This window comes from Aurantimicrobium minutum (assembly GCF_002355535.1).
Lineage (GTDB): Bacteria > Actinomycetota > Actinomycetes > Actinomycetales > Microbacteriaceae > Aurantimicrobium > Aurantimicrobium minutum.
Window position 1 is genome coordinate 1,085,272 of the sequence record NZ_AP017457.1, and the last position, 20,531, is coordinate 1,105,802.

Here is a 20,531-nt window from a genome sequence, read left to right on the forward strand (position 1 = left end):
AGAATCCCTGTAGTGACACCTATTTTTGGCACCTTTGGAGCGTTTAGTCAGCTGCCGCTAATTGTCCGCACGCACCATCAATTTCTTTACCTCGAGTGTCTCGAAGCGTGGTGGGAATACCACGCTCTTCAAGACGACGAACAAATTCACGCATAATCGACGGTTCTGACGAAGTCCAGATGGATCCCGGGGTGGGATTGAGCGGGATCGGGTTGACGTGAACCCACCCACGTCCGCGCGCATTGAGCTTCTCTGCGAGAAGATCGGCGCGCCAGGCGTGGTCGTTCATGTCTTTGATAAGTGCGTATTCGATGGAAACGCGACGACCTGTCTTTTCGTAATAGGCATAGGCAGCATCGAGGGCTTCATCGACTTTCCAGCGCGAGTTCACCGGGATGAGCTCATCACGCAGTTCGTCATCTGGTGCGTGCAAGGAGAGGGCAAACGTCAGTTGCAGACCTTCGTCTGCCAGCTTGTGAATTGCGGGGGCGAGTCCCACTGAAGAGACGGTGATGTGACGCGCTGACATACCCAAGCCCTCTGGTTGCGGTGCCAGCATGGTGCGCACCGCCGTCATGAGTCGGTTGTAATTGGCCAATGGCTCACCCATGCCCATAAACACAATGTTGCTCACGCGTTCAGGCTGGCCTTCGTCAGATCGGCGCTTACCACCAAGCTCACCAGCGGCAATCACAGCATTAGCGCGGACGACCTGGTCCACAATCTCTGCCGCAGACATGTTGCGAGTCAAACCCGCCTGGCCTGTTGCACAGAATGGGCAGTTCATGCCGCAACCTGCTTGGGAAGACACACACAGCGTGATGCGTCCGGGATAGCGCATGAGGACGGACTCAACGAGAGCTCCGTCAAACAATCGCCACAAAAACTTGATGGTGTCGCCGTTATCGGTGCTCAGTCGCTTGACCTCCGTCATCAGCGGAGGCAGCAGTGACTCCACTAACTCAGCACGTCCTGCCGCAGGCAGGTCGGTCATTTTTTCAGGATCACTGGTGTAGTGAGAGAAGTAGTGCGTACTGATCTGCTTGGCGCGGAAAGCAGGAAGACCTAGTTCGGTCACCTTAGCTTTGCGCTCCTCAAGTGTGAGGTCAGCTAAGTGAACAGGGGGTTTTGCACCGCGCTTGGGCGCTTCGAACTGAAGTGTGGGACGACCCTCAGCGTCAACGTTCTGGGTCCAGCCTTCGGGGGTGGGCCGAACCTGGGGTCGCTGCTGTGCGCGGTCGGTAAGGTTCCGTGCTCCACGCTTTTCAGTCATAGAACTAGTGTGGCATGAGCTATACCCCCGGGGGTATAATGAAGACAGAGTTTAAGGAGTTCCAGATGTGTAGAGAAGTCACCTGCCGTAAGTGCGGAAAAGCAACCTGGGCTGGCTGTGGCCAGCATGTAGATCAAGTGATGCGCGGCATCCCCAAGAACCAACGCTGCCAAGATCACGAAGCTGAACCTGGTTTCTTTGCCAAGTTATTTGGCGGCAAAAAGTAACAGAAAAAACACAAGCCCCGAAAGGGGCTTGTGTTGTGTGTGCCCCTGAAGAGACTCGAACTCCCAACCAACTCCTTAGGACGGAGGTGCTCTTCCATTGAGCTACAGAGGCGTGTATCTCATTCTACGACCCGCTGCAGTTAGGCAGCTGGGGCGAGGTAGTCATCCCATGCAGTGTCACGGTGCTCAAGCCCCATGGCAAACCAGCTTGGCCCAGCCGGCATTCGTGGAGTGATGCGCAAGCGCCACCCCATCTCTTGGGGGGTGCGATCAGACTTGATGTTGTTGCATTTGAAACAGCACGCCACGAGGTTTTCCCACGACTCTGCCCCACCGCGTGATTTGGGAATCACATGGTCAATGGTGTTGGCGCTCTTGCCGCAGTAGGCGCAGTGATGTCCGTCTCGCCGCAGCACTCCGCGCCTGGTCAGTGGAACCCTGCGGGAATAGGGAACACGAACATAGCGGGAGAGAACAATGACGGAAGGACGATCGAAGCGAGCCGTGATGGCTTCAACGGGGTGCTCGCTGTCTGCACGCAAGACGGTCGCTTTCTGACTCATGACCAGCATGAGCGCTCGACGGAAAGACACGATAGCAAGAGGTTCATATCCTGCGTTGAGTACCAGTGTTCGCATGTGGGGCCTTTTCGAGTTGGGGCCTGCATGGCGTGCAGGCTACTTGCCGAATGGTCGCATCAACCGTGGGTGGTCAAGAAACACAAAAGGGCACCGTCAATACAGACAATGCCCTAGCGAAGACGCGCTCGTATGAGCCCGCCTATTCGGTCGTGTAGTTGCATGTAACCCTCCGCGATTTCTCACGATGCTTGAGAGTTAGAGTATTCCTCTTCGAGAACACAGGCCAGTGCCACGCCGAAATGTTATTCAGCGTTCACGAAATGTTCTGGCGTTAGATACCGATGCGAATGATTCGGTAATCAGAGGTCCAGATCTTGCGCAGTTGCACAGTTCCACCAGGGACTGGAGCATCCAAAATCATTCCGGGGCCACCCCACAGACCAACGTGACCGGGCATCCAAACAATGTCGCCAGGCTGGGCGTCCGCTTCAGAAATGGGGGTTCCCATTGCTGCCTGGGACTGCGAGTTGTGGGGAAGAGAAACACCGAAGGTTCCATAGACGTACATCGTGAAACCGGAGCAGTCGAAACCAGCAGGAGAACTTCCGGCATAAACGTAGGGAGTTCCGATGTACTTCATGCCTTCAGCAAAGATGCCAGCAAGGCTGAAGTTAGGGTTAGGCGGATTAGCCATCACCGACGCATAGGAAGAACCACCAGAAACATTCGTTGCTGCACGTGATGCAGCCGTGATGGCGTAGCCATCACGGCCTGCTGTAATCGACGCGGCATCTGCCGAGACTTCAGCATCTTGCCCGGTGCTGCGCTGGTAGACCGTCGAGGCAGTGTTTTCGAGTAGTTCCTGATCACGAGTTTCAGGGTTGAACGCATAGGCAGGAATCGCAATTGTTGCAACGATTCCAGCAGCAACAGTCATGACGCCCGCGCGGAACAATCCAGAGTTGGAGAAAGAACGGCGCTCGCGTGGCTTAGTGCGATCCTGGCTAGGAGTTACCGCTTGAGATGCAACTGCCATGGCAGAGGTGGCAGATTCCTTGACGGACGAAAATGCGCTGCGAGCGCTTTTCTTAAAGCTTTTTTTGTTGGCGAGCTTGCGTGCTCGACGCGACATAATTTTGTCGTTACCTAATTCGGCCAAAGTTGAAACCTCCGGCGCCCCAACAAGCTAGGTTGCTTACCCCGTCACGATGCGAAATTCGCGTCATTGTTCATACCGAGAGACGGGGGTTGGGACGTCTCGTTATGAGTCTTCCGCACCTTAACTGTGGTGTGAAAGCTTCCCTAGACTACGCGAGGACGGCCTCAAAGTCACATCAGCGACACGACAAAGTCACGGATTGGTAACGCAGTGAATTACTACAGGCTGTGTTCGACGAAAACGTGAACCGCAACATCTAGGGGTAAATCGAGGGAACCGGAGTAACCATCAGCCCTGACGCGGACCCGATCACCGTCACGAGTGAAGAAGATTGTGGAGCCAGGAATCAACCCTGCTTCTGCGAAATCGTGCAGCAACTCTGGGTTGATTTGTGCAGGTTCACCCAAACGTCGAACCACACCGGTGCTTTCTTCTCCCGAGGCCTGCAGCAGATCCAACAGGTTAGCAACACCATCAAGGAAGCCTTCGGCAGGAGTCAGACCTAACTCATCCAAACCTGGGATGGGGTTGCCGTAGGGAGATTGGGTTGGGTTGCCCAGCATCTCGAGAATGCGGCGTTCCACCTTGTCGCTCATGACGTGTTCCCAGCGGCAGGCTTCGTCGTGAACGTATTCCCACTCCAAACCAATAATGTCACTGAGCAAACGTTCCGCTAGGCGGTGTTTGCGCATCACATGCACAGCCTTAGAGCGCCCCTCATCGGTGAGTTCAAGGTGGCGATCATCAGAGACGAGCACTAAACCGTCACGCTCCATGCGTGCCACGGTCTGAGACACGGTGGGGCCAGAATGGCCCACGCGCTCAGAGATGCGCGCGCGCATGGGAACAATGTTCTCTTCCTCGAGTTCGAGGATGGTGCGCAGATACATCTCGGTGGTGTCGATCAGATCCGTCATAGTCACTACTTTACCGAGCACGCTCCGCCGGAAAAATCGCCTTCGGCCAAACCCTAGAATTATGTAATGGCAGAGATCACCATCCCCAGCGAACTTCTTCCCGTTGACGGCCGTTTCGGCTGCGGACCATCCAAGGTTCGCCCTGAGCAGGTGGCAGCTCTTGCTGGCCGTGGTGCAGAGCTTCTGGGCACCAGCCACCGCCAAGCTCCCATCAAGAACATGGTTGGTCGCGTTCGTTCGGGACTGTCTGAACTGTTCAATCTGCCCGAGGGCTATGAAGTTCTGCTCGGTAATGGTGGTTCTACCGCGTTCTGGGATGCAGCTGCGTTTTCTCTCATCGAAAAGCAGAGCCAAAACATGGTCTGTGGTGAATTTGGCGGAAAGTTCGCGGCAGCAGCCAAAGCTCCGTGGCTAACCGCCCCACAGGTGATTGAAGCACCAGCAGGTTCACGTGCTGAACCACAAGCCACCGCAGGTATTGACCTTTACGCTTGGGCGCACAACGAAACCTCGACAGGTGTGATGTCTCCGGTGACTCGCGTTCACGGCGATGCGGGCGCACTCACTGTGGTCGATGCCACCAGCGCAGCCGGCGGCATCAAGATTGATGCAGCTGAAACAGATGTCTACTACTTTGCTCCGCAGAAAAACTTTGCTTCTGATGGCGGCCTCTGGTTTGCCCTGTTCTCCCCCGCCGCCATTGAACGGGTTGAGCGCATTGCTGCCAGCGACCGTTACATCCCTGAGTTTTTAAGCCTGAAGAACGCCATCGATAACTCACGGCTCGAGCAGACACTCAATACTCCTGCGGTTGCAACCTTGGTTTTGCTCGAAGAGCAAATCAACTGGATGAATGCTTCCGGTGGTTTGGACTGGGCAGATGCGCGCACCAAGGAATCTTCAAACCTGCTCTACAGCTGGGCAGACCGCGTCGACTACGCGACCCCCTTCGTTTCCAATCCTGAGCACCGTTCTCAGGTTGTTGTCACGATTGACTTCACCGATGGCGTTGACGCTGCAGCTATCGCCAAGATTCTTCGCGCTAACGGAATCGTTGACACCGAGCCGTATCGCAAGCTGGGCCGCAACCAATTGCGTGTGGCAACGTTCACAGCAATTGAACCCAGCGATGTCGCGGCCTTGATTAGCTCGATCGAATACGTCGTCGAGCGTCTCTAGTTTGAGCTAGTTTTCACCCTCAGCGCTGGCGCTGTCATCGAGGTCATCGATATCGACTCCGTCGATATCCCCACCATGGGTGGGAGCTGAGACGAGGTCTTCCTCGTCATCGTCTTCCTCGTCATCATCATCTTCGTCAAGGTCGTCCTCGTCGAGGTCATCATCGTCCTCTTCAAGTTCGTCATCCTCACCGTCATCACTGTCGTTGAGATCTTCCAGTTCGTCATCGAGGACGGTGCCATCAAGTGCACCCTCGGCAAGATCGAGCAGCCCTTCAGGGAGCTCTTCATCCAGCTCAATACCTGCAGCAGCTGCCTGCTTTTGTGCTTCCAAGAATTCAGCAAGGCGCACAGACCATGGAATCCACTCGGGGGCAACGAGTGCACCCTCGGCAGGCAAAAGCTCAGCTTCCATCACCGTGGGGTCTTCACCCTCGAGCGTGGCCAGGCTGACATTCCAACGCCAGTTGGGATAGCCATCAAGCTTGCAGGCGTATTGCAGCGTGGCTATGCCATCGTGGTCGATGGTTTCCACCTCAAGTTCGCCAATGCTTTCTGGGGTGGTGATTTCGTGCAGCGCGGCAAGAGCCAGGGTTTGGTGCAGCGCGGTGAGTTGAGGGAAAGCTTTAGACATCAAAGTCATCTGCTACGCGGCGCAGCAGCGCAGCAATCTTGGCGCTGTGGGCCTTGTCTGGGTAGTTTCCACGCTTGAGGTTGTTGCCAATGCCGTCCAGCAGCTTGACCAAATCTTCCACAATGATAGCCATGTCATCAGCTGGCTTGCGGTCCAGCTTCTCGCGACCTGCGGGTGCATCGAGAACACGAACGGACAGTGCCTGTGCACCGCGCTTGCCTTCAGCCACACCAAACTCGAGGCGGGTTCCGGGACGAACCTTCACACCTTCAGGCAGGGCGGAGACGTGCAGGAATACTTCCTGACCGTCGTCTGTTGAGATAAAGCCGAAGCCTTTTTCCTCGTCGTAAAACTTCACTTTGCCGGTTGGCATGGTTTCCTCCTGCGTTTGGTGCAAGCTCCAGTTTACTCAGGAGTAACAAGTGGCACCTATCCTTAGAAGTATGGCAACAGAAGACACCTACGAAGCAACCCGATTAGAACGCATCCTCGGCACCATGGTTGTGTCCATCGTCGCCGTCTCCGTATTGGCATTCCTCGCCATCATCACCGCAGGAATCACCCAACTTGATCTGACCAGCCCGGTCGGCGAATTCATCCTCGTGCTGCCGGGCATTGGCTTGCCCATTGCGTTCTTACTGTTGATGACCTTGATTATTGTGAACATCATTCGTCGCCGTCGTGACGCCTCCAAGAGTTCACGCTAAGCCGCGCACTCAGTGTCTTCTTCTCTCACTCTCTCCAAACGCCTGCGTGCGCTGGATGATCAGCAGCTTCAGCAATTACTGAGCTGGCGACTCAGTTCTGTTTCTGGGCTCAAGGATTACTTCGACGTTGCTGACGCACTGCTGGGCGACGAGTCGCTGCAGCGCGCTCTGCAACGCATCCCGGTGACGCTGTTGCAAGAACTTCGTGAGATATCTCACACCCCTCGCCCCGCTTCAGCAGAACTGTCTGCGTTGCTGAGCTCAGAACTTCTCGGCGATGAAGAAACGGTGGTGTATCCCGAGGTTGCTCAGGCTGTGAACAACCTTCCTGAAATTCCCACCACAGCTGTTCCAATCTCCCCCGTGCTGCAGGTCTCACCCGTGAAAGTTTCAGCAGCCATAGAGCAGTCACTGGCTATTGTGTCCTCGCTGGAGGATGTGATTGCCAGCGTGGAATCTCACCCCGTCAAGCAACTTGCTCGTGGTGGCCTCAGCGCACAGGATCAGCAGCGTCTGTCTTCGCTGCTTCCTCCGCAGGTGAGCAACCCCCTGTCTCTGCTTGCGCTGAGCAACAAGGCAGGACTTCTTGCCCTGGTCTCGAACATGTGGATTCCTGGTCACGCAGTGGCAGCATGGCAACAGGCCCCATTGGCAGGCAAATGGATCAGCATGGCCTCAGGCTGGTCAACATCTTTATCGCCTCAATTGCGTGAAGCACTTCACGCCAACAGTGATTGGGGACACCCTCTCACCAACTGGGTTACAGCAACGTATCCACTGGGTCATCAGTGGCTCGACAGCGAGATGCAGGCGGCTGTGGAGCATGCTCACCTGCTGGGCCTTGAGGTGCAGGGCATCGTCACCGAGATTGGTCGTGCCGTAGTGTCCGGTGGCTTTGCTGCCGCCGAGAAGGCGGTCACAGCGCTCATTCCTCCCTATGCCACACAGGTCTTCGTGCAGCATGACTTCACGGTGATTGCTCCCAGTCCCCTGACTCCTGAAGATGAGCAGTTCATGAGGCAGCTGTGTGTTGTGGAGTCGCGCGGCATCGCCAGCACCTACCGCATCACTTCTCACGGAGTGAATGCTCTACTTTCGCAGGGCTTCAGCGCTGCAGAGATTGTGAAGCGTCTTGGCGCCCTCGCCGCGACAGATATTCCTCAAGCCGTGAGCTACTTCATCACCGACCTCGGTGAGCGTTTTGGATCCATCACCGTAAGCCAGAGTGTTTCTGGCGCAGTCGTCACCGCAATCGATCCGTTGGTGCTGCGCACCATCGCAGCCGATCGCGCATTAACTGCGCTGTCATTGCGTCGCGGTGATGAGAACACGCTGGTGTGTACGCACTCTGCTGAGGTGGTGCTCAATGCTTTGCTGGAAGCTAAGTATTCGGCTCAACTGGTCGACAAGGCCGGAAACATTGTTTCCTCACGACCTGTGCGCACACCACCTGAAGTTCTGCCCGACGCCCCCTCTGCCACGACCTCATTGATTGAACGCCTTCGTGGAAGCCGCGAAGCTGGCACGACCGATGATGCCACCTGGATTGCGCGTCAGCTTGATCTTGCAGTGCGCAATAAGAGCATTCTGATTGTGAGTGTCAGCATGCCCGATGGCGAACGTGAGTTCACGATTGAGCCCAAGGGCTTCTCCAATGGGCGCCTGCGCTGTCTGGATCGAACCACCGAGGTGGAGAGAACACTTCCTGCAAGCCACATCACCTCTGTTCGCTTGGCCTAGGACGGTCAACTGGCTTGCTCCAACGGGAGTAACGTAGAGAGATGCCTGAAGGACCGCTCATTGTTCAAAGCGACCGTTCCGTTTTACTGGAAGTCGCTCACCCGCAGGCCGCAGATGCCCGCCATGACCTAGCTGTCTTTGCCGAGCTTGAACGTGCTCCCGAGCACATCCACACCTATCGCATAACCCGTTTGGGGTTGTGGAATGCGCGGGCTGCTGGACACACCGCAGAAGAAATCTTGGGCACGCTCGAGAAGTATTCGAAGTATGCAATCCCGGCCACTGTCTCGATTGATATCGAGGAAACTGTCAATCGTTATGGTCGGCTCACGATCGAGCGGGACGCTGAGGGTGTGCTCATTCTTCGTGGCACAGACAATGCCGTGCTGGCTGAAGTATCGCGATCGAAGAAGGTCTCCGACTTACTGGTGGGTCGCCGCGAGGATGGCAGCTACGAAGTAGCTGCCTGGGCTCGAGGACAACTCAAGCAGGAACTTCTCAAGCTGGGGTGGCCGGCAGAAGATAATGCCGGATACAAGCCCGGTGCACACCATGACATCGATCTCGCCACAGATGGGTGGGCACTGCGTCACTACCAAGAGAAGGCTGTGTCCAACTTCCTTGAGGGCGGTTCCGGTGTTGTCGTGCTTCCCTGTGGTGCGGGAAAGACCTTGGTTGGTGCCGGCGCGATGGCTGCCACAAAGACAGACACGTTGATTCTGGTCACCAATACTGTTTCTGCTCGTCAGTGGCGGGATGAACTTCTCAAGCGCACCTCACTGACGCCAGAGGAAATTGGCGAGTACTCCGGTGCAACCAAAGAGATCAAACCGGTCACCATCGCGACCTATCAAATCCTCACCGCTAAGCGCGGTGGAGAATTTGCGCACCTGGCTCTGCTGGATGCGCTCGACTGGGGTCTGGTGATCTATGACGAGGTTCACCTTCTGCCAGCGCCGGTGTTCAAGCTGACGGCGGAGCTGCAAGCTCGACGCCGTCTGGGCTTGACGGCGACGCTGGTGCGCGAGGACGGCCGTGAATCAGACGTTTTTAGCTTGATTGGTCCCAAACGTTTTGACGCGCCCTGGAAAGAAATTGAGCAAGAAGGTTTCATTTCTCCAGCCGAGTGTAAAGAGATCCGCATTGACCTCGATCCTGACGAGCGTTTGATCTATGCGGCGGCCAGTGATGCAGAGCGTTACCGCCTGGCCGCAACATCTCCGCGCAAGATTGAGATTGCGAAGAAACTCATTGCCGCCCACCCCGGTGAGCGTGTGCTCGTGATTGGTCAATATCTGGACCAGCTCGCTGAGCTTGGGGATGCCTTGGGGGTTCCCGAGATTTCTGGTTCAACTCCGGTTGATGAGCGTGAACGCCTATTCAATGCGTTCCGTGATGGCAGTGAGCCTGTGCTGGTGGTCAGCAAGGTGGCGAACTTCTCGGTGGACCTGCCGGAAGCCAGTGTTGCTATTCAAGTTTCTGGAGCCTTTGGCTCACGCCAAGAGGAAGCTCAACGCTTGGGTCGTCTGTTGCGCCCCAAGAAGAGTGGTTTCACCGCGACCTTCTACACCTTGGTTGCCAGAGACACGGTGGATCAGGATTACGCGCTGAACCGTCAACGTTTCTTGGCTGAGCAGGGGTATTCCTACGAAATTATTGACGGTCACACCATCTAGTTTCTGGCAATCTCCCGCCTCAGCACTGGGAATACGCCTGTCCACAGGTTGCGTACAGATACCTTCATAAAAACTCTCAGGTTACGTTCAGGAAACAGTCAGATACTAGAGGCATGGAAAATCCAAAAATCCTCATTGTTGATGACGAACCCAACATTCGCGACCTACTGACCACCAGCCTTCGCTTCTCCGGGTTCAACGTTCAGGCAGTCGGAAATGGTGCCGCAGCGATTTCTGCAGTTCTTGCAGAAGAACCTGACCTCATCGTCCTCGACGTCATGCTCCCAGACATGAACGGTTTCTCCGTGACCAAGCGCCTGCGCTCCTCCGGATATACCGCACCCATTCTTTTCCTCACCGCCAAAGATGACACCCAAGACAAGATCACTGGTCTGACCGTCGGCGGTGACGACTACGTCACAAAGCCATTTAGCCTCGACGAGATCGTGGCCCGTATCAAGGCGATTCTGCGTCGTACCATGCAAGCAGATGAAGAAGCACTCATTCGTGCCGGTGAGATCACCATGGATCAGGACACTCACGAAGTCGTTGTCAACGACAGCGTGGTAGAACTGAGCCCCACCGAGTTCAAGCTGCTGCGTTACCTCATGCTCAACCCCAACCGCGTGCTGAGCAAAGCACAGATCCTTGACCATGTGTGGGAATACGACTTCAACGGTGATGCAGGAATTGTGGAGTCTTATGTCTCCTACCTGCGCCGCAAGCTTGATGCCGTTTCCACCGAGCCACTGATTGCTACTAAGCGTGGCTTCGGTTACATGCTCAAGGTTGCCAAAGCTTCCTAACACAGCGCCTCCAACGCCATAAGAAAGGGCGAGACTCCCTCCCAGGGATCTCGCCCTTTCAGCATTTACACACCTCACCTGCTTAGATTGCTAGTGATGCCTTTCAATCTCACAGACACATGGAACGCCATCTCCTTGCGCACCAAGGTGACCGGCGTCACTGTGTTGTTGCTGACGATTGGATTGCTGGTTTCGGGCATCGGAACCATGGCCATGCTCAAGCCCGCCTTGATCGGTCAGCTCGATACCCAGCTCAAGGCTGTGGAGCAGGACCTTTCGAGTGTGTTGCAGTTGAGCAAAACTGGCACAACCCAGCAAACAGCCCCCACGGACTACTACTACGCGGTCTATAGCGCCAGCGGAATTCTGCTGGAGCAAAACTGGTCAGATAAGCCCGCTGCCAGCCGTCCGGATTTGCCCAACGGCATCACTGTTGCTCAGGCTGGAACTCTTGACGGTGCCATCTTCCCCATCAAGTCTGAAAACAATCGCACCCTTTTCCATGCGATTGCCGTGCCCGTCACCTTCGATGATTCCACCGGAACACTGGGCACCGTAGTAGTTGCGTTATCCACCGCTAGCGTGGACCGGCTGATGACCACCTACCTCTCCATCTTCTTAGGCCTCGGGATTGCCATCGTGATTGTGGGAGCGTTGCTGACACGCTTCTTGGTAACCACGACCTTTGCCCCACTGCGTCAAGTGGAAGAAACAGCTGTAGCGATTGCTGACGGAAACTTGAGCCTTCGTTTGCCTGCGAGTGCACCCACCAATACCGAAGTGGGGCGACTAAACCGCTCCCTCAACATCATGCTTGCGCGCATTGACCGCGCCTTTGCCGATCGTGCGCGCACGATTGATCAAATGCAACGCTTCGTTGGTGATGCAAGCCATGAGCTGCGCACTCCCCTGGTTTCTGTCCGCGGCTATGCCGAGCTTTATCGCATGGGTGCTCTCCAAACACCCGAGGATGTGGCTCAAGCCATGGACCGCATTGAGAAGGAAGCCATTCGCATGGGTGCCCTCGTTGAGGACCTCCTGGAGCTAGCTCGCATGGACGAGAGCCGTCCTCTCGAGATCAGCACCTTTGACCTCCTCACGGTTGCCCAGGATGCTGCGTTAGATGCCGGAGCTTTTGATCCTGAGCGCACCATCACCGTCAGTGGTGACTCGGTCGAGATTCAAGCCGAAGAAAACAAGATTCGTCAGGTTGTCACCAACCTGATGGGTAATGCTTTGCGATTTACTCCGGTGGGCTCACCCCTGGAACTTGTTGTCTCACACAACGACGGGGCAAAAAACGCCACTATCTCCATCGTTGATCACGGTGAAGGAATCCCCAAGCAACTGCGGGAGAAAATCTTTGAACGCTTCTATCGTGCCGATAATTCTCGTGCGCGCGAGACAGGCGGTAGTGGTCTGGGTCTAGCCATCGTGGCCTCCATCGTGAGGGCACACGGCGGAGACATCAAGGTCACCGCAACCAAGGGTGGCGGGGCAACCTTCTCTGTCAGTCTTCCTCTCGTCCACACCCCTACCGAGCTCTAACTCCTCCACAGAAGCAGCTCAGGCACCCTGACTGGATATTCTCGCGCTCTATCGTCAACACCAGAGCGCATCCGGTCCGCAGCACTCCCCCTCATGCTTAGGGATCGGATGCGCTCTTTCCATCACGAACATCCAGGAGGAGAAGCCATGCCTATGTTTCACGTCGACAGCGATGCTGTCAGTACCGCGAGCGCCCAAGCCCAACAATCCATAGCCCGCATTCAGTCCGAGGTCACAGCTTTGCACGCACAGCTCACCAACCTGCAAAGCTCCTGGAGCGGTTCTGCCGCGACCGCTTTTCAAGCTGTGGTGTCAGAGTGGCGATCAACCGCGGCACGGGTCGACGAGAACCTCAACTCCATCAATCACGCACTTTCCCTCGCTGCGCAGCACTATATGGACATTGAGCTCGCTACTGCGCGCATGTTTCGCGGCTAGCAGGATACAAACTAAGAACGCCTCCCCAATCGGCGGGGAGGCGTTCTTTAGTTGGTGTGTGACTTAGAAGTCCATTCCACCGGAGGGGTCACCCATAGGTGGAGCAGCCTTCTCTGGCTTCTCAGCGACTACTGCCTCAGTGGTGAGGAACAGTGCTGCGATAGATGCGGCGTTCTGCAGAGCAGAGCGGGTTACCTTCGCAGGGTCGATGATGCCAGCAGAGAGCAGGTCAACGTACTCGTCGGTTGCGGCGTTGAGGCCCCAGCCGATGTTGAGTGAGCGAACCTTGTCGACGACAACGCCGGGCTCGTGTCCTGCGTTGAGAGCAATCTGGCGAAGTGGTGCTTCGATAGCGACGCGAACAATGTTCGCACCGGTTGCTTCGTCACCGGTCAGTGAGAGCTTCTCGAAAGCAGTCTTGCCAGCCTGGATCAGTGCAACACCACCACCGGGGACAATACCCTCTTCAACAGCAGCCTTCGCGTTGCGGACAGCGTCCTCAATGCGGTGCTTGCGCTCCTTGAGTTCAACCTCGGTAGCAGCACCTGCCTTGATTACTGCAACACCACCGGCGAGCTTAGCCAGGCGCTCCTGGAGCTTCTCGCGGTCGTAGTCGGAATCGGTGTTGTCAATCTCGGCGCGGATCTGAGCTACGCGGCCAGCGATCTGGTCTGCGTCTCCAGCACCCTCAACGATGGTGGTCTCGTCCTTGGTGATAACAACCTTGCGAGCCTTACCCAACATGTCGAGTTCAACGTTCTCGAGCTTGAGGCCGACCTCTTCAGCGATAACCTGACCACCGGTGAGGATGGCGATGTCCTGAAGCATGGCCTTGCGGCGGTCACCAAAGCCTGGAGCCTTGACAGCTACAGACTTGAAGATGCCACGAATCTTGTTGACAACCAGAGTTGCCAATGCTTCACCGTCAACGTCTTCAGCGATGATGAGCAGCTGCTTACCAGTCTGAATAACCTTGTCCACGATGGGCAGCAGGTCCTTGATGTTGGAAACCTTGCTGTTGACAATCAGGATGTAAGGGTCTTCGAAGACTGCTTCCTGACGCTCTGGGTCGGTGACGAAGTATGCGGAGAGGTAACCCTTGTCGAAGCGCATACCTTCGGTGAGCTCGAGCTCGGTTCCGAAAGCGTTGGACTCCTCAACGGTGACCACACCTTCCTTACCAACCTTGTCGATAGCTTCAGCAATCAGTGCACCGATCTCGGGGTCAGCTGCAGAGATAGAAGCGGTAGCAGCGATCTCTTCCTTGGTCTCAACCTCTTTAGCGTTGTTGATTAGTTCCTCGGAAACAGCTGCAACAGCCTTCTCGATACCGCGCTTGAGCGAGATGGGGTCTGCGCCAGCAGCAACGTTGCGAAGTCCTTCGCGAACGAGTGCCTGAGCGAGAACGGTTGCGGTGGTGGTTCCGTCACCAGCAACGTCATCGGTCTTCTTAGCAACTTCCTTGACCAGCTCGGCGCCGATCTTTTCGAAGGGGTCGTCCAGTTCGATTTCCTTAGCGATGGACACACCATCGTTAGTAATCGTGGGGGCGCCCCACTTCTTCTCGAGGACGACATTGCGTCCACGTGGGCCAAGGGTGACCTTGACGGTGTCAGCGAGGATGTTCAGACCGCGCTCTAGACCGCGACGTGCCTCTTCATCAAAAGCAATTAGTTTTGCCATGGTTGTTTTTCGTCCCTCCCGGACGTAACGAATACTGCAAAGGATTAGCACTCAGTTCTTTCGAGTGCTAATTCAATATTGGCACTCTCTGCACCAGAGTGCAAGTGTGTACGCTCAGTGCGAAATAGATAACCCCCAGCATGTGCTGGGGGTTATCTGAAGAGAACTCTGAGTTCAGCTCTAGGGGTTGATGGTCACGCTTCCACCGGGAACGTAGGAATCGTTGGGAACCATTTCGATCCACGTGTTTCCAGGTGCCAGACGCACGGTCACACCGTTATCTCCCTTGAACACAATCGGCGCAGCAGTTGCAGCTTTGCTCCAGGTTCCGTGGACAGCCTTGCCGCCAGAGAGAACCCACATCTCGCCACTATCAACCATGCGGGTGCGAGGAACGCCGACGAATTCGTCCACGTTCACCTTCATGACAACTACGTTGCTGGTGCTCAGCTGAGCTCCGGTGAGGTCAAGGTCGGGACCTCCCCACTGGGTGCGCAGGTATTTGCCCGACGCAGCATCGTAGGTCCACATGTTGTCGGACTGGTTACTAAAGACCAACTGCACAGACGAAGCAGGGCTTCCGTCCAAAGCTGCAGTGGAGGTTGCCAGGGAGGAAGAGTACGCCCACTGTTGCGCCGGTGGGGCAAGACCAGGGTTCGCGGCAATAACCTCCTGAGCACGCAGCATCAGGTTGTAGGGAGCAACGTTGTAGTCGTTGCGGAACATCGCAGGATCATTCTCGGTGACGTTGACCAAACCGGTGTCGACGGCCAGGTCACGCGTTTCCTGTGCTCCATAACCGGAGTAGGCGATGATTCCGCCAAATGGTGCAGCAATGTCAGCATCCATGGGGCGCAGAGAACGAACAGGGCCAACAACCGCAGGAACGTTCGAGTTCCAAATCGCGACGTAGCGGGTGATGCCACCTTCGACGATTTCTTCAAAGACCACATCGGTCTGGTTGAGACCATCCTGTGGCTCACAGTTGTAGACGTTACAAATCTTGACAGACAGTGCGGGCCCCACCGTGGTGCCCTCGGGGAGGACAAGCCCGGTCAACGGAGCATAGGCAACGGGTGCTGGTGCTTTATAGGTGGATTTATAGCTGGGTGTGGATGGGGATGGAGATCCACCAGAACACGCAACCAGACCGAACGCTAAAGCGCTCAGCGCAGCTATACCGACAGCACGAGTGAGAGTACGCGAAGTTTTAGTCACGACCACAGACTAACGCCGCCCACATTTGTGGACGGCGTTAGCTCGGGCGTGCCCGAATATTACGAGACTTAAGCCAGTCGAACCGACTCAGCCTGAGGACCCTTGTTTCCGGTACCAACCTCGAACTCTACCTTTTGACCCTCTTCGAGGACCTTGTAGCCGTCCATGGTGATAGCGGAGTAGTGGACGAAAACGTCCTGCTCGTCGCCATCTACGGTGATGAAACCGTAGCCCTTTTCAGCGTTGAACCACTTAACGGTTCCAGTGGCCATGTGTAACTCCAATTGCAGTATCCCAACCGACACACACAAATCGCTTGTGCCGTTGCTCTCACACTACTGGTGAATTGGGAAGTTTGGTTAGCCTAACCTCACAATTAATGTCGCATTATGGCAACGATTTAGCCGGCGTAGTCAGCACCAATGACCAGCGTGATTGCTGCAGAACTCTCAATGTACTTGTCTGTGAGCTTGATAGTGCCGTATCCCAGCGACTGCGCAACACCTCGTGCTGCCCCCTCCAAGGAAGGGTTTCCGTAGTAAATGAAGGTCTCTTCTGTGGTTTCACTGGCGTTAGATTTCGCACCAATGGTCCAGCCTTCAGCAGCCAGCTGATCACCAACAGCAGTAGCGACACCGGTTGCACCGGTTGCATTGAGCACGTTCACGACAGAGGCGGGATCAATAGTGGGGGCTGCCGTGGGCTTGGGAGTTGCTGACGGTGCCGTGGTTGGCAGAGCAAAGATGCTCTCAAAATCTTTCATGCTGATGCTGTCGCTGGAAACGATCAACGTTCCAACACCACCGACGACAAGAACACCGGTAGCTAGCGCTGCCCAGGCAAACTTAATCCAGCCAGCACCGGGGCGCTTCGGAGCACGGTGAACACCGCGACGATCTGATGTGATCACCAGATCATCAAAAATGTCCTGCTCGTTCTTTTCAGCCATCTCAGTATTCTTTCAGTTCTTGCCTGAAGATTCAGGGTTAACGCGCCTTTGGCGTGAACGGTGACGTTCTTGCCTGACGCGTTGGAGCCTGTTGACCAGCTCGGGGTCATAGGCCAACGCATCTGCAGAGGCCATTATCGCGCCCAGAACTTGGTAGTAGCGAGCCGGAGACAAACCGAAGGTTTGTCTAATGGCATCCTCTTTGGCGCCTGCGCGTTCCCACCATTCACGTTCGAAATCGAGAATGGCACGATCACGCTCGTCTAACACGGGCCGACTATGGGACTCGAACCCACAACCCCCGCTTTACAAGAGCGGTGCGCTACCAATTGCGCCAAGTCGGCTTGTGTGAGGTGAAACTCACCTCACAACCCATTAATCCTAACCTGCGGCAGGAGTAGCGGGTGTCGTCGATGCAGAGTCACCGGCAACTTGGGTAATGAAAGCAAGGAATTCCTTGGGGTCCACGATGGATCCGGTGTAGACCTTGCCATTGACCAAGATGGTGGGTGTGCCCACACCGTTAGCACCTGACTGCTTTGCTGCATCAGCCATGGGGCCGTTCAGTGCGTAGTCAGTTGCCTGCTTAGCCCAGGGGATAAATGTCTTGTCAGCGATGCACTTATCAATCTTGGTTTGGTTCTCTGGCTTCTGCTGTGCAATCAAAGCCTTGATCTCGTCATCATTCCAGCCAGGAGTTCCTTCCTGAGGCTGGTTGATGTAGAAAGCCTGGTTGACTGCCCAGAAGGTGTTGGGTGAGTACTCGGCAACACAGGCTGCAGCTGCGGTTGCTCGCAGTGAGTACTGGGTTCCAGCCGAACGGCTTGCCAACATTCCAATGGGGTGAAGTTCAAGAGTTGCTGCGCCTGCTTCAACAAGTGTTTGGAGCTGCTGAGCATTTGCTTCATCAAATGCCTTACATGCAGGGCAGAGGTAGTCCTGGTAGACAACGATGTTCACGGTTGACGATCCAGGAGTTGGAGTGGTCGCAATAGGGTCTGAACCGGGAGAACCCGCGTCAGAAAGAATTGCACCCATACCGGAACCGCTGAGCACGATACCGTCGCTGGCCATGTTGGCAGGTCGTGGACCTTCCTTCGATCCCGAGGTTGCCAAAGTCACAATAAAGATAGTGGCGATGGCGATAATGCCCAGACCAATACCGCCCTGTAGGAACAAGCGGCGGCGCTTCTCTGTCTTGACCTGCTGTTCGCGAAGTACTTTAGCTTTTGCCCGAGCAGCTTCACGCTGCTGGTTTCGAGTGGGTCGGTTGCCGTGGGCTCCGGTGCTCATTCTCGTTACTCTCCAAAATGTGAGGGGACTCGTGGACAGTAAGTCACACGTGCTGGAACTACCTTAGAGGGGAACTCTGTGAAATTACTAAACGGCTGCTGAACGCAAACGTGCAATTTCATAGAGTGCAACGCTGGCAGCAATACCTGCGTTGAGTGATTCAGTGCTGGCGGAAATAGGAATCGAGACGATGGCGTCACAGTTGTCCGTGACAAGCTTCGACAGCCCCTTACCTTCATTGCCCACCACGATCAACAGTGGGCGGTCTGCAAGCTCAAGTCCAGGAAGCATGGTGTCTCCACCGCCGTCCAAACCAATCACGAAAACGCCCTGGTCCTTAAAGGATTTGATTGTTGCGGTGAGGTTCGCTGCCATGGAAACAGGCAGACGCGCTGCCGCGCCTGCGGAGGTTTTCCAGGCAGCAGCAGTGACACCCACCGAGCGACGCTGAGGCAAGATGATGCCGTTTCCACCGAAGGCAGCGGTCGAGCGAATGATTGCTCCGAGGTTGCGTGGATCGGTGATGCCATCGAGTGCCACAAACAACGGTGTCTTGTTTGCGTCAAACGCTGCTTCTAGAAGATCGTTGGGGTGAGCGTAGTTATAGGGCGGAACTTTGATGGCAACGCCCTGGTGGACGGAGTCATACCCACCCATACGATCAAGCTCAGGCTTCATCACTTCCATAATGGGGATACCGCGCCGGGTCGCAATGGCAAGCATTTCCTTAACGCGGTCATCCATCTCGATACGCGTGGCGATATATAAAGCTGTTGCCGGAATCTTGGCACGCAGTGCTTCAAGCACCGAGTTACGACCAGTAACGACCTCAGTATCGTCAGCAGCTTTGCTGCGCTTAGGCGCAGCCTTGCGCTGACCGTCCATGGTGTTGCGGTTGAGCTTGCCCATCGCGGCAAGCTTTTCGCGACGAATCTTTGCTTTTCCAGCGGGGTGCCACTCGCGGTCTTCAGCTTTTGGAGTGGGACCCTTGCCCTCGAGGGCACGACGACCTAAGCCACCGGTTCCCTTGGAGGGACCTTTACCTGATTTGCGGACTGCTCCAGCCCGAGGCTTACCTGCCATTGAAACTCCAATGTGCACCACTAGGGGTGTCTTCGATAGTGATTCCTGCTGCAGCTAAACGCTCACGCAGAAGATCTGCGGTTGCAAAATCTTTATTCGCTCTGGCCTCAGCCCGAGCTTCGAGTAGTTCGGTCATCAACAGCTCTAGAGCTGCATCACCTTGGCTTGAGTTTCCAACCCACTGTTCATCCAGTGGGTTCACACCCAATACATCCAGCATCACCACAACCTGTGCTGCATGTGAGGAAGCAGTGGCAACATCCCCCGCATCCAAGGCTGTGTTGCCGGAGCGAACCAGCTCAAACAGCACCGCGAGCGCAGCAGGAATGTTGAGGTCATCGTTCATGGCATCGCGGAAGCTGGCAGGAACATCGGCGGAGCCGATGTGTCCTGCCTCACGCTGTGTGCGCGAGAGGAATCCTTCGATGCGGTCGAAGGAAGCTTTTGCTTCCTCGATAGCGCCATCGTGAAGTTCGAGCGTGGAGCGATATTGGGCTGAACCTAAGAGGTAGCGCAAAACAACAGGCTTGGCCTGTTCGAGCAGGTCTTTGGCAAAGACGGAGTTGCCTAGAGACTTACTCATCTTTTGACCGCCAACGGAGACCAGGCCGTTGTGCAGCCAGTACTGGGCAAAACCATCACCGGCAGCACTGGACTGCGCGAGTTCGTTTTCGTGGTGAGGGAACCGCAGGTCGAGTCCACCACCGTGAATATCGAAGCTGCTACCGAGATATTTGGTCGACATAGCAGAGCATTCGATGTGCCAGCCAGGTCGTCCTGGTCCCCAGGGGGAAGACCAGGAGGCAGACTCGGGGTCGCCTTCTTTGTGGCCTTTCCAGAGTGCAAAGTCTTGTGGTGCCTTCTTGCCACGAGGATCTGCATCTGCGGCAGCTTCCATCTCGGCAGGCTTTTGGTTGGTGAGCTCACCATAGGCTGGCCAGCTGGCGGTGTCGAAGTACACGTCTCCGGAACCATCTGGTGCAGGGTAGGCGTGGCCACGTTCAATCAAGCGCTCGATGATGGCAATCATCTCGGGGATGCTTGCGGTAGCACGGGGCTCATAAGTAGGGCGTTGAATGCCAAGCAGGTCATAGGCGGCAGTAAACTCTGCCTCCATGCGGTAAGCCAAAGCCCACCATTGCTCCACCCCGGCGGCACGAGCGTTTTCTAAGACTTTGTCGTCAATGTCGGTGACATTGCGCACCAAAGTGACGTTGTATCCCTCGTGGGTGAGCCACCGGCGCAGTTGGTCATACACCAGCGCGCTGCGCAGGTGTCCTACGTGGGGACTGGACTGCACGGTGGGTCCACACACGTACATCCCGACCTCGCCGGCAACACGGGGAGTAAAGTCCCGAAGGCTTTGCTCCTTCGAGTCAAATAAACGCATGCTCACTCTTCAAGCCTATCGGCGCAGCGCC

Annotated in this window: 22 protein-coding genes and 2 tRNA genes; 8 read left to right on the forward strand and 16 right to left on the reverse strand. The window is 55.7% G+C overall.

The annotated features are described in order from the left end of the window. Window positions 1-43: 43 nt before the first annotated feature. Window positions 44-1,273 carry a dual-specificity RNA methyltransferase RlmN gene (gene rlmN / locus AUMI_RS05280; protein ID WP_096382136.1) on the reverse strand — a complete coding sequence of 410 codons (1,230 nt, stop codon included), beginning with the start codon at window positions 1,271-1,273 and terminating at the stop codon, window positions 44-46. Between the two features lie 65 nt (window positions 1,274-1,338). On the opposite strand from rlmN, the gene AUMI_RS05285 reads away from it, so the two are divergent. Further along, window positions 1,339-1,500: a hypothetical protein gene (locus tag AUMI_RS05285; RefSeq protein WP_096383486.1), complete on the forward strand. Its 162-nt coding sequence runs from the start codon at window positions 1,339-1,341 to the stop codon at window positions 1,498-1,500. Between the two features lie 40 nt (window positions 1,501-1,540). On the opposite strand, the gene AUMI_RS05290 is transcribed toward AUMI_RS05285, so the two are convergent. From AUMI_RS05290 to AUMI_RS05305, 4 genes are all read right to left on the reverse strand, one after another. After that, a tRNA-Arg gene (locus AUMI_RS05290) sits at window positions 1,541-1,612 on the reverse strand. 28 nt (window positions 1,613-1,640) lie between these two features. Further along, a complete protein-coding gene (locus AUMI_RS05295) occupies window positions 1,641-2,138 on the reverse strand; it encodes an HNH endonuclease (protein ID WP_096382139.1) in 498 nt (165 codons plus the stop codon). A 274-nt stretch (window positions 2,139-2,412) separates the two neighbouring features. After that, window positions 2,413-3,213 carry a C40 family peptidase gene (locus AUMI_RS05300; RefSeq protein ID WP_096382142.1) on the reverse strand — a complete coding sequence of 267 codons (801 nt, stop codon included), beginning with the start codon at window positions 3,211-3,213 and terminating at the stop codon, window positions 2,413-2,415. 245 nt (window positions 3,214-3,458) lie between these two features. Beyond that, window positions 3,459-4,157: an iron-dependent transcriptional repressor DtxR gene (locus AUMI_RS05305; protein WP_096382144.1), complete on the reverse strand. Its 699-nt coding sequence runs from the start codon at window positions 4,155-4,157 to the stop codon at window positions 3,459-3,461. Between the two features lie 66 nt (window positions 4,158-4,223). Here AUMI_RS05305 and serC point away from each other — a divergent pair, with 66 nt between their 5' ends. Beyond that, window positions 4,224-5,336 carry a phosphoserine transaminase gene (gene serC / locus AUMI_RS05310; RefSeq protein WP_096382147.1) on the forward strand — a complete coding sequence of 371 codons (1,113 nt, stop codon included), beginning with the start codon at window positions 4,224-4,226 and terminating at the stop codon, window positions 5,334-5,336. Window positions 5,337-5,342: 6 nt separating this feature from the next. On the opposite strand, the gene AUMI_RS05315 is transcribed toward serC, so the two are convergent. Further along, on the reverse strand, window positions 5,343-5,969 hold the full coding sequence (locus AUMI_RS05315; protein WP_096382148.1) for a DUF3027 domain-containing protein: 627 nt from the start codon (window positions 5,967-5,969) through the stop codon (window positions 5,343-5,345). Beyond that, window positions 5,962-6,342 carry a cold-shock protein gene (locus AUMI_RS05320; protein WP_096382151.1) on the reverse strand — a complete coding sequence of 127 codons (381 nt, stop codon included), beginning with the start codon at window positions 6,340-6,342 and terminating at the stop codon, window positions 5,962-5,964. Before AUMI_RS05320 ends, AUMI_RS05315 begins: the two co-directional genes overlap by 8 nt. 70 nt (window positions 6,343-6,412) lie before the next feature. Between AUMI_RS05320 and AUMI_RS05325 the strand changes: the two genes are divergently transcribed. From AUMI_RS05325 to AUMI_RS05350, 6 genes are all read left to right on the forward strand, one after another. Then, on the forward strand, window positions 6,413-6,676 hold the full coding sequence (locus tag AUMI_RS05325) for a hypothetical protein (RefSeq protein WP_096382153.1): 264 nt from the start codon (window positions 6,413-6,415) through the stop codon (window positions 6,674-6,676). A 12-nt stretch (window positions 6,677-6,688) separates the two neighbouring features. Beyond that, window positions 6,689-8,416 (forward strand): helicase-associated domain-containing protein, encoded by a 1,728-nt coding sequence (locus AUMI_RS05330; protein WP_096382156.1) that lies wholly within the window; start codon window positions 6,689-6,691, stop codon window positions 8,414-8,416. Window positions 8,417-8,457: 41 nt separating this feature from the next. Beyond that, entirely contained in the window at window positions 8,458-10,092 is a 1,635-nt protein-coding gene (locus AUMI_RS05335; protein ID WP_096382158.1) for a DNA repair helicase XPB, read from the forward strand. A gap of 113 nt (window positions 10,093-10,205) precedes the next feature. Further along, on the forward strand, window positions 10,206-10,898 hold the full coding sequence (locus AUMI_RS05340; RefSeq protein ID WP_096382161.1) for a response regulator transcription factor: 693 nt from the start codon (window positions 10,206-10,208) through the stop codon (window positions 10,896-10,898). 96 nt (window positions 10,899-10,994) lie between these two features. Continuing rightward, window positions 10,995-12,446: a sensor histidine kinase gene (locus AUMI_RS05345; protein WP_096382163.1), complete on the forward strand. Its 1,452-nt coding sequence runs from the start codon at window positions 10,995-10,997 to the stop codon at window positions 12,444-12,446. Between the two features lie 147 nt (window positions 12,447-12,593). Continuing rightward, window positions 12,594-12,884 (forward strand): WXG100 family type VII secretion target, encoded by a 291-nt coding sequence (locus AUMI_RS05350; protein ID WP_096382166.1) that lies wholly within the window; start codon window positions 12,594-12,596, stop codon window positions 12,882-12,884. Window positions 12,885-12,947: 63 nt separating this feature from the next. On the opposite strand, the gene groL is transcribed toward AUMI_RS05350, so the two are convergent. The 9 genes from groL to cysS form a co-directional block, all read right to left on the reverse strand. Beyond that, complete coding sequence (gene groL / locus AUMI_RS05355; RefSeq protein ID WP_096382168.1) at window positions 12,948-14,567, reverse strand: chaperonin GroEL; 1,620 nt, start codon at window positions 14,565-14,567, stop codon at window positions 12,948-12,950. Between the two features lie 180 nt (window positions 14,568-14,747). Next, window positions 14,748-15,785 (reverse strand): DUF3048 domain-containing protein, encoded by a 1,038-nt coding sequence (locus AUMI_RS05360; protein ID WP_172418262.1) that lies wholly within the window; start codon window positions 15,783-15,785, stop codon window positions 14,748-14,750. A 68-nt stretch (window positions 15,786-15,853) separates the two neighbouring features. Next, entirely contained in the window at window positions 15,854-16,057 is a 204-nt protein-coding gene (locus AUMI_RS05365; protein ID WP_096382174.1) for a cold-shock protein, read from the reverse strand. Window positions 16,058-16,185: 128 nt separating this feature from the next. Further along, complete coding sequence (locus AUMI_RS05370) at window positions 16,186-16,734, reverse strand: LytR C-terminal domain-containing protein (protein WP_096382176.1); 549 nt, start codon at window positions 16,732-16,734, stop codon at window positions 16,186-16,188. Between the two features lie 12 nt (window positions 16,735-16,746). Continuing rightward, window positions 16,747-17,004 carry a DUF3263 domain-containing protein gene (locus tag AUMI_RS05375; protein ID WP_096382178.1) on the reverse strand — a complete coding sequence of 86 codons (258 nt, stop codon included), beginning with the start codon at window positions 17,002-17,004 and terminating at the stop codon, window positions 16,747-16,749. Window position 17,005: 1 nt separating this feature from the next. Beyond that, window positions 17,006-17,078: transfer RNA gene (locus tag AUMI_RS05380), tRNA-Thr, on the reverse strand. A gap of 37 nt (window positions 17,079-17,115) precedes the next feature. After that, complete coding sequence (locus AUMI_RS05385; RefSeq protein WP_096382180.1) at window positions 17,116-18,027, reverse strand: DsbA family protein; 912 nt, start codon at window positions 18,025-18,027, stop codon at window positions 17,116-17,118. 87 nt (window positions 18,028-18,114) lie between these two features. Further along, window positions 18,115-19,110 (reverse strand): 23S rRNA (guanosine(2251)-2'-O)-methyltransferase RlmB, encoded by a 996-nt coding sequence (rlmB, locus tag AUMI_RS05390; RefSeq protein WP_096382183.1) that lies wholly within the window; start codon window positions 19,108-19,110, stop codon window positions 18,115-18,117. After that, window positions 19,100-20,506 (reverse strand): cysteine--tRNA ligase, encoded by a 1,407-nt coding sequence (gene cysS, locus AUMI_RS05395; protein WP_096382185.1) that lies wholly within the window; start codon window positions 20,504-20,506, stop codon window positions 19,100-19,102. Before cysS ends, rlmB begins: the two co-directional genes overlap by 11 nt. Window positions 20,507-20,531: the final 25 nt, after the last annotated feature.